At 36.6% G+C, this 18500-nt stretch carries 21 protein-coding genes and 1 pseudogene; 14 read left to right on the forward strand and 8 right to left on the reverse strand.

The genetic code is table 11. The annotated features are described in order from the left end of the window. Nucleotides 1–59: 59 nt before the first annotated feature. The 8 genes and pseudogenes from RBB48_RS09230 to glpD all read left to right on the forward strand — a co-directional run bounded on the left by RBB48_RS09230 (nt 60) and on the right by glpD (nt 7533). Nucleotides 60–932, forward strand: a complete 873-nt coding sequence (locus tag RBB48_RS09230) for an alpha/beta fold hydrolase (RefSeq protein WP_306007571.1) — start codon at nt 60–62, stop codon at nt 930–932. A 76-nt stretch (nt 933–1008) separates the two neighbouring features. Continuing rightward, nucleotides 1009–1209, forward strand: coding sequence for a sporulation YhaL family protein (locus RBB48_RS09235; protein ID WP_088062310.1), 201 nt, complete (start codon nt 1009–1011; stop codon nt 1207–1209). Between the two features lie 196 nt (nt 1210–1405). After that, on the forward strand, nt 1406–2257 hold the full coding sequence (locus RBB48_RS09240; protein ID WP_044444076.1) for a DUF2935 domain-containing protein: 852 nt from the start codon (nt 1406–1408) through the stop codon (nt 2255–2257). Nucleotides 2258–2343: 86 nt separating this feature from the next. Next, nucleotides 2344–2517 (forward strand): annotated as a pseudogene (locus tag RBB48_RS09245) (helix-turn-helix domain-containing protein); the annotation flags it as partial. Nucleotides 2518–2605: 88 nt separating this feature from the next. Further along, a complete protein-coding gene (glpP, locus tag RBB48_RS09250; RefSeq protein ID WP_000394296.1) occupies nt 2606–3166 on the forward strand; it encodes a glycerol uptake operon antiterminator GlpP in 561 nt (186 codons plus the stop codon). A 226-nt stretch (nt 3167–3392) separates the two neighbouring features. Further along, nucleotides 3393–4214 (forward strand): glycerol uptake facilitator protein GlpF, encoded by an 822-nt coding sequence (glpF, locus tag RBB48_RS09255; RefSeq protein ID WP_088062312.1) that lies wholly within the window; start codon nt 3393–3395, stop codon nt 4212–4214. A 12-nt stretch (nt 4215–4226) separates the two neighbouring features. Then, nucleotides 4227–5717 carry a glycerol kinase GlpK gene (glpK, locus tag RBB48_RS09260; protein ID WP_306007572.1) on the forward strand — a complete coding sequence of 497 codons (1491 nt, stop codon included), beginning with the start codon at nt 4227–4229 and terminating at the stop codon, nt 5715–5717. A gap of 133 nt (nt 5718–5850) precedes the next feature. Then, the gene (gene glpD / locus RBB48_RS09265; RefSeq protein WP_306007573.1) at nt 5851–7533 is read left to right on the forward strand and encodes an aerobic glycerol-3-phosphate dehydrogenase; all 1683 of its coding nucleotides are present in this window, start codon (nt 5851–5853) and stop codon (nt 7531–7533) included. Between the two features lie 389 nt (nt 7534–7922). On the opposite strand, the gene RBB48_RS09270 is transcribed toward glpD, so the two are convergent. Beyond that, entirely contained in the window at nt 7923–8087 is a 165-nt protein-coding gene (locus RBB48_RS09270; RefSeq protein ID WP_000561154.1) for a hypothetical protein, read from the reverse strand. Nucleotides 8088–8225: 138 nt separating this feature from the next. Here RBB48_RS09270 and RBB48_RS09275 point away from each other — a divergent pair, with 138 nt between their 5' ends. The 4 genes from RBB48_RS09275 (at nt 8226) to RBB48_RS09290 (ending at nt 11144) form a co-directional block, all read left to right on the forward strand. After that, the gene (locus RBB48_RS09275) at nt 8226–8636 is read left to right on the forward strand and encodes a DUF2283 domain-containing protein (protein ID WP_149214181.1); all 411 of its coding nucleotides are present in this window, start codon (nt 8226–8228) and stop codon (nt 8634–8636) included. 283 nt (nt 8637–8919) lie between these two features. After that, nucleotides 8920–9453, forward strand: coding sequence for a sigma-70 family RNA polymerase sigma factor (locus RBB48_RS09280; protein WP_060489197.1), 534 nt, complete (start codon nt 8920–8922; stop codon nt 9451–9453). Nucleotides 9454–9457: 4 nt separating this feature from the next. Continuing rightward, a complete protein-coding gene (locus RBB48_RS09285; protein WP_097906861.1) occupies nt 9458–9865 on the forward strand; it encodes a PadR family transcriptional regulator in 408 nt (135 codons plus the stop codon). A 7-nt stretch (nt 9866–9872) separates the two neighbouring features. Continuing rightward, a complete protein-coding gene (locus tag RBB48_RS09290) occupies nt 9873–11144 on the forward strand; it encodes an FtsW/RodA/SpoVE family cell cycle protein (RefSeq protein WP_306007574.1) in 1272 nt (423 codons plus the stop codon). Nucleotides 11145–11245: 101 nt separating this feature from the next. Here RBB48_RS09290 and RBB48_RS09295 read toward each other — a convergent pair whose 3' ends face one another. The 3 genes from RBB48_RS09295 to prsA all read right to left on the reverse strand — a co-directional run bounded on the left by RBB48_RS09295 (nt 11246) and on the right by prsA (nt 15472). After that, the gene (locus RBB48_RS09295; RefSeq protein ID WP_306007575.1) at nt 11246–11809 is read right to left on the reverse strand and encodes a hypothetical protein; all 564 of its coding nucleotides are present in this window, start codon (nt 11807–11809) and stop codon (nt 11246–11248) included. Nucleotides 11810–11895: 86 nt separating this feature from the next. Further along, nucleotides 11896–14226, reverse strand: a complete 2331-nt coding sequence (gene helD / locus RBB48_RS09300; RefSeq protein WP_306007576.1) for an RNA polymerase recycling motor HelD — start codon at nt 14224–14226, stop codon at nt 11896–11898. A gap of 379 nt (nt 14227–14605) precedes the next feature. After that, nucleotides 14606–15472, reverse strand: a complete 867-nt coding sequence (gene prsA / locus RBB48_RS09305; protein ID WP_306007577.1) for a peptidylprolyl isomerase PrsA — start codon at nt 15470–15472, stop codon at nt 14606–14608. Between the two features lie 279 nt (nt 15473–15751). Between prsA and RBB48_RS31645 the strand changes: the two genes are divergently transcribed. Then, the gene (locus RBB48_RS31645) at nt 15752–15865 is read left to right on the forward strand and encodes a YjcZ family sporulation protein (RefSeq protein WP_306447429.1); all 114 of its coding nucleotides are present in this window, start codon (nt 15752–15754) and stop codon (nt 15863–15865) included. A gap of 30 nt (nt 15866–15895) precedes the next feature. On the opposite strand, the gene RBB48_RS09310 is transcribed toward RBB48_RS31645, so the two are convergent. After that, nucleotides 15896–16090, reverse strand: coding sequence for a hypothetical protein (locus tag RBB48_RS09310; RefSeq protein WP_000172690.1), 195 nt, complete (start codon nt 16088–16090; stop codon nt 15896–15898). Between the two features lie 117 nt (nt 16091–16207). Here RBB48_RS09310 and RBB48_RS09315 point away from each other — a divergent pair, with 117 nt between their 5' ends. After that, nucleotides 16208–16543 carry a DUF1878 family protein gene (locus RBB48_RS09315; protein WP_306007578.1) on the forward strand — a complete coding sequence of 112 codons (336 nt, stop codon included), beginning with the start codon at nt 16208–16210 and terminating at the stop codon, nt 16541–16543. Between the two features lie 5 nt (nt 16544–16548). Here RBB48_RS09315 and RBB48_RS09320 read toward each other — a convergent pair whose 3' ends face one another. The 3 genes from RBB48_RS09320 to RBB48_RS09330 form a co-directional block, all read right to left on the reverse strand. Next, on the reverse strand, nt 16549–17106 hold the full coding sequence (locus RBB48_RS09320; protein WP_000834920.1) for an HTH-type transcriptional regulator Hpr: 558 nt from the start codon (nt 17104–17106) through the stop codon (nt 16549–16551). Between the two features lie 298 nt (nt 17107–17404). Further along, nucleotides 17405–17767, reverse strand: a complete 363-nt coding sequence (locus RBB48_RS09325; protein WP_087985644.1) for a YtxH domain-containing protein — start codon at nt 17765–17767, stop codon at nt 17405–17407. A 185-nt stretch (nt 17768–17952) separates the two neighbouring features. Continuing rightward, complete coding sequence (locus RBB48_RS09330) at nt 17953–18387, reverse strand: HIT family protein (protein ID WP_001016840.1); 435 nt, start codon at nt 18385–18387, stop codon at nt 17953–17955. Nucleotides 18388–18500: the final 113 nt, after the last annotated feature.

Here is an 18500-nt window from a genome sequence, read left to right on the forward strand (position 1 = left end):
TAAAACAACCAAATAATGTAAAAACTTTAAATAGCAACAAGAGAAAGGAGACGGGAATTTTGAAACGGTTTAAATTTTATTTTATTAGCGGTATTGTGCTCGTTTTGTTAATCGTATGTAACTTCGTTGATAAGCCGATTGCAAAGGTTGGAGAAGTGAAAAATACTGTTATGATGAAGCTGAATACGAAAGAGAGTATGGCGCAAATTGATGGACAGACGATTTACTTTAAGCAAATTGGTGAGGGCAAGCCGCCTTTACTTATGCTTCACGGGTTTGGTGGTTCTTCAGATGGGTTTAGTGATATTTATCCGGAACTTGCACGAGATCACACGATTATCGCGGTTGATATTTTAGGATTTGGACGTTCTTCGAAGCCGGTTGATTTTCAGTATTCGTTTCCTGCGCAAGTGAATTTATATTATAAGTTAATGAAGAAACTCGGATACGATCAATTCGCAGTACTTGGTCATTCGATGGGCGGAGAGATGTCTCTAAATTTAGCGTATTTATATCCGGATGCAGTAACGCATCTCGTTTTAGCGGATTCTACAGGGATCGAGTCTTTCCAGCAAAAAGAAAGCTATGAAGTGCCGCCGCTATCAACGGATTTACAAACTGTAACAGAGATTACAGATTATAATAAAAATGCAGTGAAAAATAGTCGCGACGATAAAGAGCATTATGATCAGCTTACGAAAATGAGAGAGCGCCGCATCGCGATGGAGGCCGATAAAATTAAGGTGCCGACTTTAATTATATGGGGACGACAGGATAAGAGCGTTTCTTGGAAAAATGGTGAACTGTATCATGAGCTATTTGCGAATAGTACGTTCCATATCATTGAAAAAGGATACCATGCACCGTTTCGCCAGGAACCAATAGAATTTATGGAATATGTACAAGCGTTCTTCGCGAAGAATCCGCAATAAATTTTAAGCATAAATCCACTTCTTTCCTCATACAGTGAAACTAATAAGGCTTGTCTAAGGAAAGGAATGAAGTTGCGTGGAAACTTTACCATGGTGGGTGTATCTTGTAATCGTCGGGATCGTATTAAGTGGCTACATGGTTTTATATACTTCAAAAAAAGAGCAAGAGATGGATAATGAGTTTATCGAAAAAGAAGGCGAAGTGTATATGAAGCGTTTAGAAGAAGAGCGAGAGAAACGGAATCAGGATACTGATAAGGATTCTGTATTGCTTTAATAGAAATTTTGAAAGGCTATCACCTAGTAGAATTTTATATCTAGGTGATAGCCTTTTTCTTCTGGGGGAGCAGGTTATATAAGTTTAACTTTACATGTATACGAGATTCATCATGAACTTTTATAAATGGTATTTATATATTTTTTTACTCATAAGAATGGAACTAGCGCAGTATTTACTGGGGGGGGGATTAACAATGCATAGGGATGAAACATCATTACATCCTGATACAGGTGTTACATCTGTAATGTTTGTTGAGCGTTCATTAAATGAAATTCGTTTTTGGTCTAGAATCATGAAGGAGCATTCTTTTTTTCTTCGCTTAGGGTTTAGATGTGAGGATACTCAACTAATCGAAGAGGCTAATCAATTTTATCGATTGTTTGAACATATCGAACAAATAGCGCATTCCTATACAAATGAAACAGATCCTGAGCAAATAAAAAGATTTAATTCAGAAGTACAACAAGCCGCAACTAATATTTGGGGATTTAAACGAAAAATTTTAGGATTAATTCTCACATGTAAATTGCCAGGACAAAATAACTTTCCATTGTTAGTTGACCATACGAGTAGGGAAGCTGATTATTTTAGAAAACGTTTAATACAATTAAATGAAGGTAAATTAGATGCTCTTCCTGATGCTATTATTAAAGAAAATGTTTTCTTTTTAAGGATTATGGCAGACCATGCTAAATTTATTGGTCATCTTCTTGATCCATCGGAAAGAAAGCTTGTAGACACAGCGCGGAATTTTAGCAATGATTTTGATGAATTGATGTATCAAGCAATTGACTTAGAATCTATGAAACCACAATCTCAAACAGTCCCACTTTTAGATCAATTTTTAGATCAAAATCGTGTGTCGGTTGCATCTCTTCGGGATTTTAAGAAAACAGCACGTGATTTAATTGAGCAATGTAAAATAAAGAGTATCATTCATCCATTATTAGCAGATCACGTTTTCCGTGAAGCGGATAGATTTCTTGAAATAATTGATATGTTTGATACTCATCTTACAAATATTCAATCACAACCTAGATATTAGAAGATAAGGAAAGATAATATTTTACTTTCAGCTGAGAAGTTAACAATTTATTGTTAGCTTCTTTTCTTTTTGATGAAAATGAAACTATGATGGGCGTATTTTTATTTATTACAAAAATCGTTGTATGGATGTTAAATAAGTTTGCCGGAGCGAGCATTACACTTGTAGCAGATGCACCGTATGTAATGAATTTTTTACCCCTCATATTAATGGTTATAAGTGGCACGGCTTCTGATAAGTTGAAGAAAATATATAGATAGAGGAAATAATTTCTCCGCACTAGCTGTTCTTTCTACTCAAATTGTGTACTATAAAGGATAGGATGACATAAAGAAGGGGACATTTAGAATGGAATTTCATGAACAGAAGATTTTGCCGGCAGTGAGGCAAATTAAAGATTTGGAAAAGCTATTACATAGTTCATATGAGTATATTGTTATTTTAGATATTCATGTTGGTCAATTGAAGAGTGTTGTGTCACTTGCGAAGCAGCATAGTAAAAAGGTGTTTTTACATGTTGATTTGATCCATGGATTACAAAGTGATGGGCATGCGACGGAGTTTTTATGCCAAGAATATAAACCGTACGGGTTACTGTCGACAAAGGCGAGCGTAATTATGAAGGCGAAGCAAAAGGGTGTCGTCTCAATTCAACGCATCTTTTTAATTGATTCTAGCGCGATGGAAAAGAGCTGTAATTTGCTAGAAAAGACGAAGCCGGATTATATAGAGGTGCTTCCTGGTGCGCTAACGGATGTGATTGCTGAAGTGAAAGAGCGTACTGGTGTCCCGATTTTAGCGGGTGGTTTCATTCGTACTGTGCAAGATGTTGAAAGAGCTTTAAGTGCTGGTGCGACAGCAATTACGACATCAAAAAAAGAACTATGGAAACATTACCAAAAAAAGTGACGAAAATGTGAAAAAATTCTGTTGACACCGCTTTCATGAAAGGTTAACATTATAGACAAGTTAATAAACGTGACGGAGAAAAGAAGAGATCCACATTTTATTGTTTCTATATATTTTTATATAGAAGCATGTAAGCTGTGGATCTTTTTCTTTTGAAAAAACGAATGGCCATTCATTTTACCTCTATCACATTTGAACGCATTTAAATTGATTGTGGAGGGATTTTATGTCAGCATTTTTAGGGGAATTAATAGGGACAGCGTTGTTAATCGTACTTGGTGGCGGCGTTTGTGCTGGTGTAAGTTTAAAGAAATCGTTTGCGAAAGATTCTGGATGGATTGTTATTACAATGGGCTGGGGCTTAGCAGTTGCTATGGCAGCGTATGCAGTTGGATCAATTAGTGGGGCACATTTGAATCCGGCTTTAACGATAGGACTAGCATTTAAGGGAGCGTTCCCATGGAGTGACGTACCAGGTTATATCGCAGCACAAATGATTGGGGCAATTATCGGGGCAGTTATCGTATATTTACATTACTTACCACACTGGAAAGAAACAGAAGATCCAGGAACAAAGTTAGGCGTATTTGCAACAGGTCCAGCAATTCCGAACACATTTGCAAACCTTTTAAGTGAAATGATTGGAACATTTGTTTTAGTATTTGGTATATTAGCAATTGGAGCAAATAAATTTGCAGATGGTTTAAATCCATTTATCGTAGGTTTCTTAATTGTAAGTATTGGTTTATCATTAGGTGGAACGACAGGATACGCGATTAACCCGGCTCGTGATTTAGGTCCGCGTATCGCACACTTCTTCCTTCCGATTGCAGGAAAAGGCGGTTCGAACTGGAAGTATGCATGGATTCCAGTAGTTGGTCCAATTCTAGGTGGATCACTTGCAGGATTATTCCATCAAGTTGTATTTGAAGGAAAACAAAATGCAGCACTTATTTATGTGATTATTGCAACTGTGATTGTACTAGCAATCTCTTATATGACAAGTAAAAAAAGTGAAAGCACTACAAATAGTAGAAAAGTAGCATAGGGGGAAACCATTATGAAAAAATATATTCTTTCTTTAGACCAAGGAACAACTAGCTCACGCGCAATTCTTTTCAATAAAAAAGGTGAAATTGTTCATTCAGCTCAAAAAGAGTTTACACAACATTTTCCAAAGCCAGGCTGGGTAGAGCATAACGCACAAGAAATTTGGGGATCTATTTTAGCAGTTATCGCAACTTGCTTAAGTGAAGCAGATGTAAAACCAGAACAAATCGCTGGTATCGGTATTACGAACCAACGTGAAACAGCGGTTGTATGGGATAAAACGACTGGAAAACCAATTTACAACGCAATCGTATGGCAATCTCGTCAAACAGTTGAAATTTGTGATGAGCTAAAAGAAAAAGGTTATAGCGAAATGGTTCGCGAAAAAACAGGTCTTTTAATTGACGCATATTTCTCTGGTACGAAAGTAAAATGGATTTTAGATAATGTTGAAGGTGCAAGAGAAAAAGCAGAAAACGGCGATCTATTATTCGGAACAATTGATACGTGGCTTGTATGGAAATTGTCCGGCGGCAAAGCGCACGTAACGGATTACTCAAATGCATCACGTACATTAATGTTTAACATTCACGACTTACAGTGGGATGATGAGCTTCTAGACATGTTAACAGTGCCAAAGAGCATGCTTCCAGAAGTACGTCCATCATCTGAAATATATGGAGAAACAATTGATTATCACTTCTTCGGTCAAAATATACCGATTGCAGGTGTAGCTGGTGACCAGCAAGCAGCATTATTTGGACAAGCTTGTTTCGGTGAAGGTATGGCGAAGAACACTTACGGAACTGGTTGCTTCATGTTAATGAACACAGGAGAAAAAGCAGTAGCTTCTGAGCACGGCCTATTAACAACAATTGCATGGGGGATAGATGGTAAAGTAAACTACGCATTAGAAGGAAGTATTTTCGTAGCAGGTTCTGCAATTCAATGGTTACGTGACGGAATGCGCATGTTTAAAGATGCAAGTGAGAGTGAAGTGTATGCTTCTCGCGTTGCATCAACTGACGGTGTATACGTTGTACCAGCATTCGTTGGACTAGGAACACCTTATTGGGATAGTGAAGTACGCGGCGCTATGTTTGGTGTAACGCGCGGTACGACGAAAGAGCATTTCATTCGTGCAACACTAGAATCTTTAGCATACCAAACGAAAGATGTATTATGTGCAATGGAAGCAGATTCAGGGATTGAACTGAAAACATTACGCGTTGATGGTGGAGCGGTTAAAAATAACTTCTTAATGAAGTTCCAAAGTGATATTTTAGACGTTCCTGTAGAGCGTCCAGTAATCAATGAAACGACAGCTTTAGGTGCAGCATACTTAGCTGGTCTTGCGGTTGGATATTGGAAAAACCAAGATGAAATTAAAGAACAGTGGCATATGGACAAACGCTTTGAACCAACGATGGAAGCGAAAACAAGCGAAGAGCTATATGCTGGATGGAAAAAAGCGATTGAAGCAACAAAAGCTTTCAAATAATCATAAACAGTGTTATAATGGTGACAAGTTAATAATTCGGTAGGAGATTTGGAGAGACCACAACACGCTATAGAGGCGAAATCTATAGCGGAGTTCGTGGTCTCTTTTTTCGTTATCAAAGGGAGGAATTACCATGAAATTTTCAAGTAAACAACGTAAAGACGTATTAAACGGAGTAAATAAACAAGAGTTAGATGTGATCGTAATTGGTGGAGGTATTACTGGTTCTGGTATTGCATTAGATGGAGCAACACGCGGGTTATCAACAATTGTGTTTGAAATGCAGGACTTTGCAGCAGGTACATCAAGTCGTTCAACGAAGCTTGTACACGGTGGTCTACGTTATTTAAAACAACTTGAAGTGAAAATGGTAGCAGAGGTGGGGAAAGAGCGTGCAATCGTATATGAGAACGGTCCCCATGTAACAACACCAGAGTGGATGTTACTTCCGTTCCATACAGGCGGTACGTTCGGATCATTCAGTACATCAATTGGTCTTCGTGTATATGACTTCTTAGCAGGTGTAAAACGAAGCGAGCGCAGAAAAATGTTTAACCGTGAAGAAACATTAAACAAAGAGCCTCTTGTAAAAAAAGAAGGACTAAAGGGCGGCGGTTACTACGTAGAATATCGTACAGACGATGCGCGTCTTACAATTGAAGTAATGAAAGAAGCGATTGAACACGGTGCGAAAGCTGTTAACTACGCAAAAGTAGACAGTTTCTTATATAAAGATGGAAAAGTATGCGGTGTACGTGTAATCGATTTACTAGATGGCGAAGTATATGAAGTGTACGGTAAGAAAATTGTAAACGCAGCTGGCCCTTGGGTAGATACACTTCGTGAAAAAGATAACTCGAAAAAAGGGAAAGTACTTCAGTTATCAAAAGGTGTGCATTTAGTAATTGACCAAAAACGTTTCCCATTAGGGCAAGCTATTTACTTCGATACACCAGATAAACGTATGGTGTTCGCGATTCCTCGCGGCGGAAAAACATACGTAGGTACAACAGATACGTTCTATGATAAAGACGCAGCTGTACCGCACATGACAACAGAAGATCGCACATATATCATTAACGCGATTAACTACATGTTCCCAAGTGTAAAAATTACAGAAAAAGATGTGGAGTCAAGCTGGGCTGGTGTACGTCCGTTAATTTATGAAGAAGGTAAGAATGCATCTGAAATTTCTCGTAAAGATGAAATTTGGACTTCTGAATCTGGTTTAATTACAATCGCAGGTGGTAAATTAACAGGATACCGTAAAATGGCTGAAATGGTAGTAGACTACGTAACGAACCTACTACAAAAAGAAGGTCATAGTGCATATCAGAAGAGCGATACGAAACATATGCCAATCTCTGGTGGACATGTAAGTGGTTCACACGGATTCCCAGCATTCGTTGCGAAAAAAGCAGATGAGGGTACGAAATCTGGTTTAACGAAAGCACAAGCAGAAGAATTTGCGAAATTCTATGGCTCTAACGTTGACGTACTGTTCGACTTAGCGAAAAAACATAAAGACGAAGCGAAAGAATACAACATGCCGCTAGACGTTCTAATCCCACTTGTATACGCAATGGATTACGAAATGACAGCAAAACCAGTTGACTTCTTCGTACGCCGCAGAGGCGCTGTGTTCTTCAACATCCACTGGGTATACGAGTGGAAAGAAGCAGTAATCAACTACATGGCTGCGAAACTAGGCTGGAGCAAAGAAGAGCAAATGAAATACACAGCTGAATTAGAAAAAGCATTAACAGACGCTGTCATTCCTGTAGATCAACAAGAACAAGCAGCTGCATTAGCGTAAAATAGAGAAACACCTGAAGAGAACCTCTTCAGGTGTTTTTTATCCTTTTCGGCAAGAAGGCTCCATCTGATTTGTGTTACGGGTGAAACCCAACAATTCAGGTGGAGATGAATTGCCGTCAGAAGGTAGTCTGAACTCTTTTGTTTTTTTGTCTTACGATACAATCTGCCCTTAGATAAGGAGGGAATATATCTTAAGATAACGAAATTGGATAATAATCATCATTTGTTGACCTTGACTAAAAATAAATAAAATGTGTTACAATGATGATAGAGTATATAGTATGAATTTTGCATAAAATAAAGAAGACAGAAGCCTGAGAAACTTCTGCCTTGTGTAACCTAACTTACTATTGTGGTGGTAGTAGATGCGGTTATAAGACAATTACATTAACGTTTTAGCCGAGAACCGCCCTTACCTTTTCCACGAAGCAGGGTGGTTCTCGCTTTTTTGTATACAGAAATTAGCCACGGACCGACGTATCTTCTACCGATGACAACGCCAGCTCCGGTTAGGATACCATACACTAATTTAATTACAAACATCGCGATCATTCTATCACCTCCCCCCTTTTTTCAAAATGGAAGAGATGATTATCACACCTACTAGTTATAGCTTATTAAGTTACATTTCAATTGTATTATGTTTTAAAATAGGGAACAAGACAAATGAATACGGATATGAGGTGTATCATGAAAAAATTAATTACTTACGATTCTGAAATTCAGATGGCATATCTGTATGTAATTCCATTTACTTCAGAAATTGAGATTGAATCGACTGAAGAGTTGGAAGAAAATCCAAAACTGAATGTAGATATAGATCAATTTGATCGTATAGTGGGGATTGAGTTTTTTGGAGAAAATGCTGATAAATTAAAAGGATTAACAAATAGAAGTAAAATATATAAAAAGAAAGCTTCAAATGATAATACATACATATACTCATTTAGAATTTCTCAGGATATTCATTTGCAAAAAGTGTTATTTCAAAACGTTGTATTTTATTTTGCAGATAAGAAGTATGAAGAATTTATTGGTTTTGATATTATCAAGCCATCTTTATATGGCCATGAAATATTAGATTCTTTAAGTGAGTGTTAGGAGGGAAGAGGACTCGATTGAATGGGTTCTCTTTTTCATTTAGCGATGAGGGGAATCTTGACGATAGAAAACTAAGACAAAATCCTTATTGCAAACTTAAAAAGCGCCTTGGGAGAGAGGCGCTCTTTAGGTGAATGTATTGTAACGACTATTCGGTTTATTATATGTAAGTTGCTGAGGAAGTGATTTATAAAAAACATTATTGCCAAACGGATTTTTTTTATAAATTTATAAAACTTTTCCATACAGTACGTCGTCTAATATATGGGAAGGAGGAAATGATGTGGATGAATTAACGGTAGAAGCGTTTGAAATAGAAGATAAGGAACTCCTTATCGATGAAATCATGAACAAGTATGGACAAGAAGTCTTACAACTTGTGTATTCATATGTAAATAATAAAGAGGTTGCTGAGGATGTAACGCAAGATATATTTGTGAAATGTTATAAATCTCTTCATACATACAAAGGGAAGTCGAATGTGAAAACGTGGTTATGGAGAATTGCGATTAATCAATGTAAGGACTATATAAAGAGTTGGTATAACAAAAAGGTGATCGTGGCAGAGGATGAATCTGCTTACATTGGGGTTCAAAATGATAGTGTCGAACAAATTGTCATTCAAAATGCGGAGGACCGTGAGCTCGCTTCTGCAGTAATGAATTTACCGATAAAATATCGAGAAGTTATTTATCTATTTTATTATGAAGAATTATCAATTAAAGAGATTGCTATTGTAATAGACGTGAAAGAAAACACGATAAAAACGAGACTGAAAAAAGCGAAGGAGCTTTTGAAGAAAGGATTGGAGGAATAATCAAATGGAAGATCGATTAAAAGGCCTGCGAAAATCAATGGAGAATACAACGTTTAAACATTTGAGTTTTTCTAATCAACATCGAAAGCAGGTGCGCGAAAAAATCAATGCTTTAAACGAAAAAGAAGAGGATATCTCTTTAGCTATCTTACAACTCCTCAGTAATGAAAAAACAGGGTACGAATTGTCACAGCTACTACGAGGGAGAGGGATTCGGAAATTCGAAGGAAATGAAGGGTTTTTATATACCGTATTACATCGCCTAGAGCAGAACCGTTTTATTCAATCTAGCTGGGATCATGCAGGAGCGAAATATTATCAATTAAATGATAAAGGAAGAAAGATGCTGCGAAAGGCAGAAAAAAATGCTACGAAGGTACAATTTATACTAAAAGGCTTAGTACAGGAGTGAGGCGAAATTGAATAAAAAAGGGGAGCGTTTTGTAAGCGAAGTTACGAATCATATTAAATCAAAAGAAGCGAAAGATTTTGTAGCAACTGAACTAGAGTTTCACTTAAAACAGGCAAAGAACACATGGATAGAAAAAGGATTAAGTGAGGAAGTTGCTGAAAATAAAGCTGTGGAACAAATGGGAAGTCCGATTAAATTAGGGCAGGAGCTTAATAAACTGCATAAGCCAAAGGTGGATTGGTTTTTACTTATTTTATTAGTGACTGCTATGGGGTTAGGGTTTTTACCGGTTATAGCTTTTGGATATATGAATGATTTACTAATGAATAAAGTGATATCTGTTATTCTCGGTATTGCAACAGTTGTAGTTATGATGCTGACTGATTATCGGAAGTTAGAAAGATTCGGGTGGCTGTTTTATACAATTGGGGCACTTATCTTGTTAATATTAAATTATTTTCCGAACGTTTTGGTGGCTGGAGAACCGTTAATAAAAATTGGTCCCGTTGCAATTAGTCGTTTAATGGCAATGCCGTTCTTTTTTCTAGCTTGGGCTTCTTTTTTCAATAATAGTAGGTTGAAAGTTAGGTATCTTGTCGCCCTATATTTATTTTCTCTGTATTTATTCTTAATTGGAGCCGCTTTTTCAACGATGTTTATTTATATCACGATGGTCTTCGTTATGCTTTGGTGGAGTAAATTAGGAAAGAAAACGGCAGTGATTATTACAGCTGTGCCCATTTGCTTATTTGTTATTAGGATGTCCTTTTCCTTACATTCAGTGAAAAATTACTACTGGCCTACCTTTTTAGCATATATAAATCCAGAGCGTGATGCACGTGGCGCAGGGTTTATGTATATACGTTTAAAAGAGGCGGTGTCGTCAGCAGGTTGGTTTGGTACAGCTGGAGATACAAGGTTCATCCCTGCTGGAGATACTGATTTTGTATTTGCAAGTTTGACTTACTATTATGGGTATTGGCTTGCGCTAATTCTTGTCTTCGTTCTTTCGCTTTTTGTAGTAAGATTAATAGTCATCTCTTATAAAATAAATGATCGGTATGGTAAATTGCTGCTTGTTGGTGGAGTGACTCTTTTTGTATTTCAGTTCATTTATAATGTTGGAATGATACTAGGATTATTGCCGATTGCTGCTATATCCTTACCTTTTATTAGTTACGGATTAACGCCGACTGTATTTCATGCGCTTATAATGGGGATCGTGCTGAGTGTATATCGGCGTAAGGATATTTCATTTAGAATGAGAAAAACACCTTAATATTTATATAAGTTGTCTATAAAAGTATTCATTATTATGATCAAGTACAAACGTAAATAGATAGTAGAAGAGGGTTATGATAAATAACCCTCTTTTCGTGTTTAAATAAGTGCACTCTCTTTAATAGAAATACATAATTCAGAACGAGAGATTGATTCAGCTAGTTGTTGTAAATAGGAGTATTCTTCCGCATTTTTTTCGGAAGTGTTAGGATCTAATAAAGGTGAAGATAGAAGTACATCAAGTGTAAGTATGTCTGCGTCATGAGAAATGATGTGATAACCTGCAAATACAGGGCGTTTTAAGTCTTTTACTTTTTGAATCATTTTATGGAATTGCGTAATACTTATATGGATTGTGGCTAGTGGAAGACATTTTTCGCTAGGGTTCTCGATAGTCTTTCTAATTTTATAATCGTATACGTAATAGTACTTTTCTTGTTCTTCTAGTTTTTGTAACTCTTTCGTTAATAAATGGTATGTATCTGTAAGACCGGTTGTGAGTGCATCGTGTTCTGCGCCAACTAATAATGTGGTAGGTCTTGGTGATGAGATTGAGAGAGGGCGGATGTTTAGGTCGTTAAAAGTAGGGTTAGATTGTAAAATTGCATGTAGTTTTTCAGTAGGAAACACGCCGTCATAAATAGCAATAAAATAATGGTTCATCTTGTCACTCCTTAGCTTTTTCTAAACTGATATATTCTACTTTTAAGGTATAAATCCTGCACAAAAAAGAAACACCTTGATTAGTATCAAGGTGTAATAAGCTCAAAACTCTCCGAATCAGCCCCAAGTATAAAAGGACTAACCTCGCCAACGCTATAAAGTTGCAATTCATGCATTGCGCGCGTGCAAGCAGTGTAGAACAATCTACGAACGCTCTCATCGCTGTACACATCTTTAGAAGCATCGTAAATAATAACAGCATCAAATTCGATACCTTTCGCTAAGTAAGTAGGGATCACGACAATGCCTTGCTCATACTCGGCTGAGTTACTTTTCACAAGTTTAATATTGTCGATATGACGAAGTGCTTCGTAGGCAGCGGCGCTTTCAGCTGCAGATTTACATATAATTGCGATCGTATTGTGCTGCTCTTTTTGTAGTTCAGCAACTTTGGCAGTAATATGCTCGTGCAGTTCGCTGTCATTTGATACTTTCGTCACTGTAGGTTTCTCACCGTCACGTTCAAAGGCGTGAATGTTCTTGCCCTCCGGTACGAGAGTGCGTGTAAATTCAATAATTGGTTTTGTTGAGCGATAGCTACGAGTTAAGTTGATGCCGTTCGTTTCATCTGGTCCGTATAAGCTAGTAAGTGTGTTGAAATTCACTGCTTCACTCGCATGGGCAAATATCGCTTGGTTAAAGTCTCCGAGTACAGTCATTCTTGCAGCAGGGAAGAGACGTTTTAAAAACTCAAACTGAAACGGCGAATAATCTTGCGCTTCGTCTACGAGTACGTGTTTAATCGATCTATTCGTTTGGAAGCCTTCAATTAACTCTTTTAAAAGTAAAAATGGCGTTGCATCCTCGTAATATAACTTTCCTTCATCAAGCATGTTTACTGTTAAGGAGCAAATGTCATCCCATTCCTTCGGCTTTTCTCCAGTAACCCATGATGCATCTGTGAAGAGTTGTTTATATATGCCTGTGAAATTGATGAAACGCAATGTTTGAACGCCTTTACGAAGCGGCTTCAATTTTTTACGAACAATCATACGTCCAAGTACTTTCGTTTCTTTCTCAAAATCATTAAAGGAGTTGTCGTCAAACTCGCCTTTTTTCTGTAAATATTTATAAGCCTTTTGATATTCATCTTTACTCAGTAATTCAATTGCCTCTTCTACCCAAGGCTTTTTCAGCTCTGTTTTTTCAATTGCATCTATTTGTTTATTTAGCCAATCTGTTAACTTTTCAATTCGATTATGGAAACGGAGGGAGGAGTCAGTGTTGTAAAATTGTTCTGTAATTTCTTTAGCAGAAACAATTAACTTTCCTCTAAATTTCATTCCTCTAAATAACATGCCTGAAGATTCAAGAGATTGTCTGTACGTTCTAATCATTTCAAAAAATTGAGTGGATGCTTTAAAGCGAATGCTCGCATTTCTCGTTTTATAGGTAGGGCTATTCGTTTCAGTTAACATATATTCTAATTGCTCATAAGGGTCTTCAACGTCAAATGCTTTACTTAGTCTATGGTTTAAATATTCTTGGAATGTCACTTGTTGCATATTTTCTTCACCGAGTTCAGGTAGTACGTTAGAAACGTAGCTATTGAACATAGAGTTAGGGGAGAAGAGAATAATTTGATCTGCTTTTAGCCATTCGCGATATTTATATAGTAAGTAGGCGATTCGTTGCAGGGCAGCTGACGTTTTACCACTACCAGCAGCTCCTTGCACGATAAGAAGTCGGCCTTCATCGTGACGGATAATTTCATTTTGCTCGCGCTGAATTGTAGCGACGATGCTCTGCATATGTTTGTTCGTACCTTTTCCGAGCGCTTGTTGCAAGATTTCATCACCAATTGTAAGGCTCGTATCGAACATAGAATCAATCTCGCCATTTTGAATAATGTATTGTAATTTTTTCTCCACATTACCGTGGATTACGCCGCCTGGTGTACTGTATTCAGCCGGTCCTGGTGGATAATCGTAGTACACACTCGAAATAGGTGCGCGCCAGTCATATATAAGAAAGTTTTCCCCGCTTGCATCAGTAAGTGTAGCTACGCCGATATAAATTTGATCCGCGGCAGATTCTCCTTCTTCTTTGAAATCAATTCGTCCGAAATAAGGTGCTTTATGCATACGTCTTAATGCGGCAAGTCGATTAAAGGTGTGCTTATGGGTAATTTGTGTGACAGCTAGTGACTGAGCTTGTTGTCTCAAGTTGATAACTGTTTCAAGATAATCATCGAAAGTATCAGTGTTTACTTTCACGTCATCCCAAAAGTGTTTACGAATATTGATTACTTCTGCCCGGCGTCTGCCAGTTTCGTTTTCCAGTTTATCAATTTGCTCCGTAATTGTTTCAATTACGGTATCCAATCGTTTTTGCTCTAAATCAAGTTTTTTGTTCATACGTAAGCACTCCTTTAAAAGTGAAAAATAGAGGTTGACTGAAGATGTGTTTTGGTGTACAATTAAGATACGGATAAATACGTTCTGTGTATTTTTGAAAACGTGTTTCTGTACTAATTTAACATAGTTTTTTCATTTAATCAATGATAATAAGATAAACCTTGGTTCCGTGCGGTGGAATCGAGGTTTTTTTGTGTTTCTTGAAGAGGGGATCGCGATCATTGTCAGTTTTTGTCGGTAAGTCGATATAATTGAAAAATCGCTGATATAATTTAGATTCACGAAAATCAACTACATAATTTCATGTACCGAATCTAGACGCAATGTATCGCGAGAAGAGGGCAAACAAAAAAAGCTCGGGCTAATCCCGAGCTTTTCATTATTTCTTTTCTTCTTTCTTATCGTCAGCTTTCTTCTCTTCGAAAAGATCTTTTAAATCTTTATCGTCAACTTTTACGTCAGCTTTTTTGATTTCTTTCGTCATAAGATCGTTCATGAATTCGCCATCTTGCATTTTCTTCGCAATTAGTTCTTTTTTGATGTCAGCTTTTGATTGTTCGAATGATTTTTCTGGCTCTTTAATGTCTGTAACTTTAATGATGTGGTAACCGAATTGTGTTTTTACAGGTTCGCTTACTTCATCTTTTTTCAGTTTAGAAGCAGCATCTTCGAATTCTTTAACCATTTTACCAGGTCCGAAGAATCCTAAGTCGCCACCTTTTTCTTTTGAACCAGTATCTTCAGAGTATTGTTTCGCTAACTCTTCGAAAGATTTACCTTGTCCAAGTTCTTCTTTCACCTTTTTAGCAGTCGCTTCATCTTTTACAAGAATGTGGCTTGCTTTAATTTCAGGCTTGTAGTTGTCTTTTAATTCTTTATCAGTGATTGTTTTCTCGATAGCTTTTTCTTGAGCTAGAGAGGCACGGATAGTGTTTTTAAATGTTTCTTCTTTCATACCTTGTTGTTTTAATAGTGTATCGAATTGATCACCAACTTGTTTTTTCGTTTCATCGAACTTTTTATCTACTTCTTTGTCGTCAACTTTGTAGTTTTTAATAAGTACTTTTTCCATAACCATTCTTTGTAAGACTTGGCTACCACCTTGTTGTTTCATTTGCGTGTAGAAATCTTCTTTTGTAATGTCACCAGCTTTAGATGTAACGATTTTGTCTGATGATGATCCTGTTCCACATGCTGATAATGCGATTACACTTGTTGCGGCTAAGGCAAGCATAGCTTTCTTCATTCGATAAACACTCCTACTATTATGTATTTTTAATTTATCCTACACCAATGAATTTTAGTTCATAAGAGCCCGATTAAGTCTCACTGATACTTTTGCTTTGTATATTGGTAAAGCGCGCTTAACAGGGCTTACCGAGGCTGAGGATAAAGTTAAGATGCGTGTCATTTATTTCATAGTATAAGCAATATGTACAAAATTTAATATATCATATTTCGACTCGATTTCATATTGATAAAGAAAATTTAACCAGTGCGTGTCAGATTTTGAAAGTGTACCATATTGGGCGTATGCCGCATATACAGAAAAGAGGAGGGGATGGGGATGAATTCTCAACTTATTTTATTACTTGTACTGTTTATTTTATTGGTTATAGTAGGTATAATTTGCTTATAGAGGAAAAAAGTGAGGAAGGGGCTTCCTTCCTCACTTTCCATGAAATATAATTTCTATATAACTAGAAATTAATAAAATTGTTATACATACATTAATAACCCGAAAGACACCGGGTTGGCGGCTCGCAGCTATTTGTTTTCGTTCACACAGTGTATGTGTCATGAAATTCGTGTAAAATATAACAAGAAGTGCGAATGCGACAAAAACAACTGTTATAAGTGTCATGAGGCGAGACCTCCTTTTGGTAAAATACATATACTTTATATATTGTATCATACGATATTTTGTTCGTGTTATAAAATTCAGAAATAGAAGACTTTGTGTTAGAAAGAGAGGGAGAAAATGGACGTTGTTAGAAGATTAGAACAAGCTGAATACTACGTAGACCTACTATTTAAAATGATTGATGAAGAAAAGTGTCCATTTTATTCTTTGATCATAAAGAAAAAAGCTCGTAAAAAAGATATTGAACGTATACTAAATCTTTGTGAAATATTGAACGAGCAATATGTAGTGGAGAAAGCAGAAGGGCTTCTTTTGTTCGATGCGCTGTTAGAACAATTTGAAAAAGCGCTTCCACATCAGCTCGAAGTACACGAAACTGCGGAAGCGCTAGCAAAACAAGGTTTATTTAAGCCGCTTATGAATGAATTCTTAAGCATGATTGCGAAACAATAAATAGATTACTTCTTAACTAACTTCTGATCGGATTCCGTAAAATTCTCCTCAATATTCTCTAATGATTTCTCAAAAATATCGATGAAGTCTTGTCCGTAAATGTTGCGCAAGATAGCGATAAGTTCGATATTTTCTGGGAACTTACCATAGAAATTACGAAGTGCAAGAGCCCCATTAAATACAGAGTTATTTTCAGGATCATACTCCTCCATTAAGCGAAGTAGTAATTCTTCCCCTTTGTCTGTAATCTCAATGTACGTATTTCGTTTATCATCTTCTTTTTTTGAGAATACAAGATAGCCGCGTTCTTCCAGCTTTTTCGAGAAGTTAAACGCCGTTGATACGTGCATAACTCCAAACTTAGCAATCTCAGAAATAGAAGCCCCTTTTAAATGATAAGCGATTGACAAAATATGATGCTCATTAATGTTTAAATCGTAAGGCTTAATCCACTGTTGCCAATCTTTCTCTACACATTTCCATAACGCTTTCGATAATTGAGCAATGCGTTGGCTGAAAATCATCGCTTCTTTTACCGAGTAATCTTTTTCTCCACTTTTCATTTACTCACCCACTTTAACATTCTTTTTCATTACTATCTATTATGCCAGTAAAGTAAAAATTAATAAAGTCTTTTTGTGAGAATTGTGAAAATTTTTCGGAAAAATGACATTCTATACAAATCATGCATAACTATGGAAGCGTTTTATGAGTCGTGAATACATGTGTTGTCCTTACATGTTAAGTGATAACATATATTGTAAATGCATAAAAACACGGCATATCTGTGTGATATGCCGTGTTAAGGTCGATTTATATAAAAAATATTTGTTATATGCAAAAAACTAAGCAGGAATTTGTTTACGCCTTTTCCGGAACAGCTTCTTGTAGTTTCTCAATTGATTTTTGAATGTCCAAAATCTCTTTCTCAATATGGCGTTTGTTTTGAGAAATGTCTTGCTTCCAGTTAGAAATCGTATCGTGCATATCGTCTTTTAATTCTTGAAACACTTCTTTACCTTCTGAAGCAGTTTCAACGATTTGACGTTTTAATAATTTTGTATCAGCTGTAATATCAGCTAAAGTCTTTTTAATATCATTTCCTTTTTCTTTTAACTTACCGCGCATAGCTTTGCCAGAAGAAGGAGTAGAGAAAAGAACGGCTAGTCCAGCAACTGCTCCGCCGCAAATGACACCTGTAATAAAGGATTTAGCTTTTGACATAAAAGGAAACCTCCTTATTTTTTGTTCGTATTCATGATGTGAAAAAATATGCATATCTTTAAGATAAGGGAAAGAAAATTGTGCGGTGCACGTTCCCTGGCATCTTGAGTGAAGAAACAAGCCTTGCAATATTTAATCACGTTAGGAAAGTGGCTTGTTATGTATTACTTCTTATTATAGTGTCACTATTTCACACTATTTGCAATTGTACTTGCGATGTTCTGTAAATTTTCCATTGTGTATTCATTTTGATGTGATTTCCAAACAGCACCGAAACCATCGTTTTCACCGTAGCGTGGAATTAAATGAAGGTGGAAGTGGAACACAGTTTGTCCAGCTTTTTCACCGTTATTGTTAAGTAGGTTAAAGCCAACTGGGTTAAACTCTGCTTTAATCGCATTTGCGATTTTCGGAACGACAGAAAAAATGTGTGATGCGATTTCTGGCGTTAATGCAAAAATGTCTTGTTTGTGAACTTTTGGAATAACAAGAGTATGTCCTTTTGTTACTTGACTAATATCTAAAAATGCAAGCACATGTTCATCTTCGTATACTTTTGAGCAAGGGATTTGCCCGTCAATAATTTTACAAAAAATACAATTGTCCGCTGTATGATTCATTGATCTCATCCTTTCAAGTAGCCTTAGCCGTATTTTACCATAATTATATAAGAGAACAAACACGAAAAACAGGAAGCTGACTCAGCTTCCTGTTTTCTGAAGAGGGATTGAAA

It is taken from the genome of Bacillus sp. MMSF_3353, from assembly GCF_030733445.1.
Lineage (GTDB): Bacteria > Bacillota > Bacilli > Bacillales > Bacillaceae_G > Bacillus_A > Bacillus_A wiedmannii.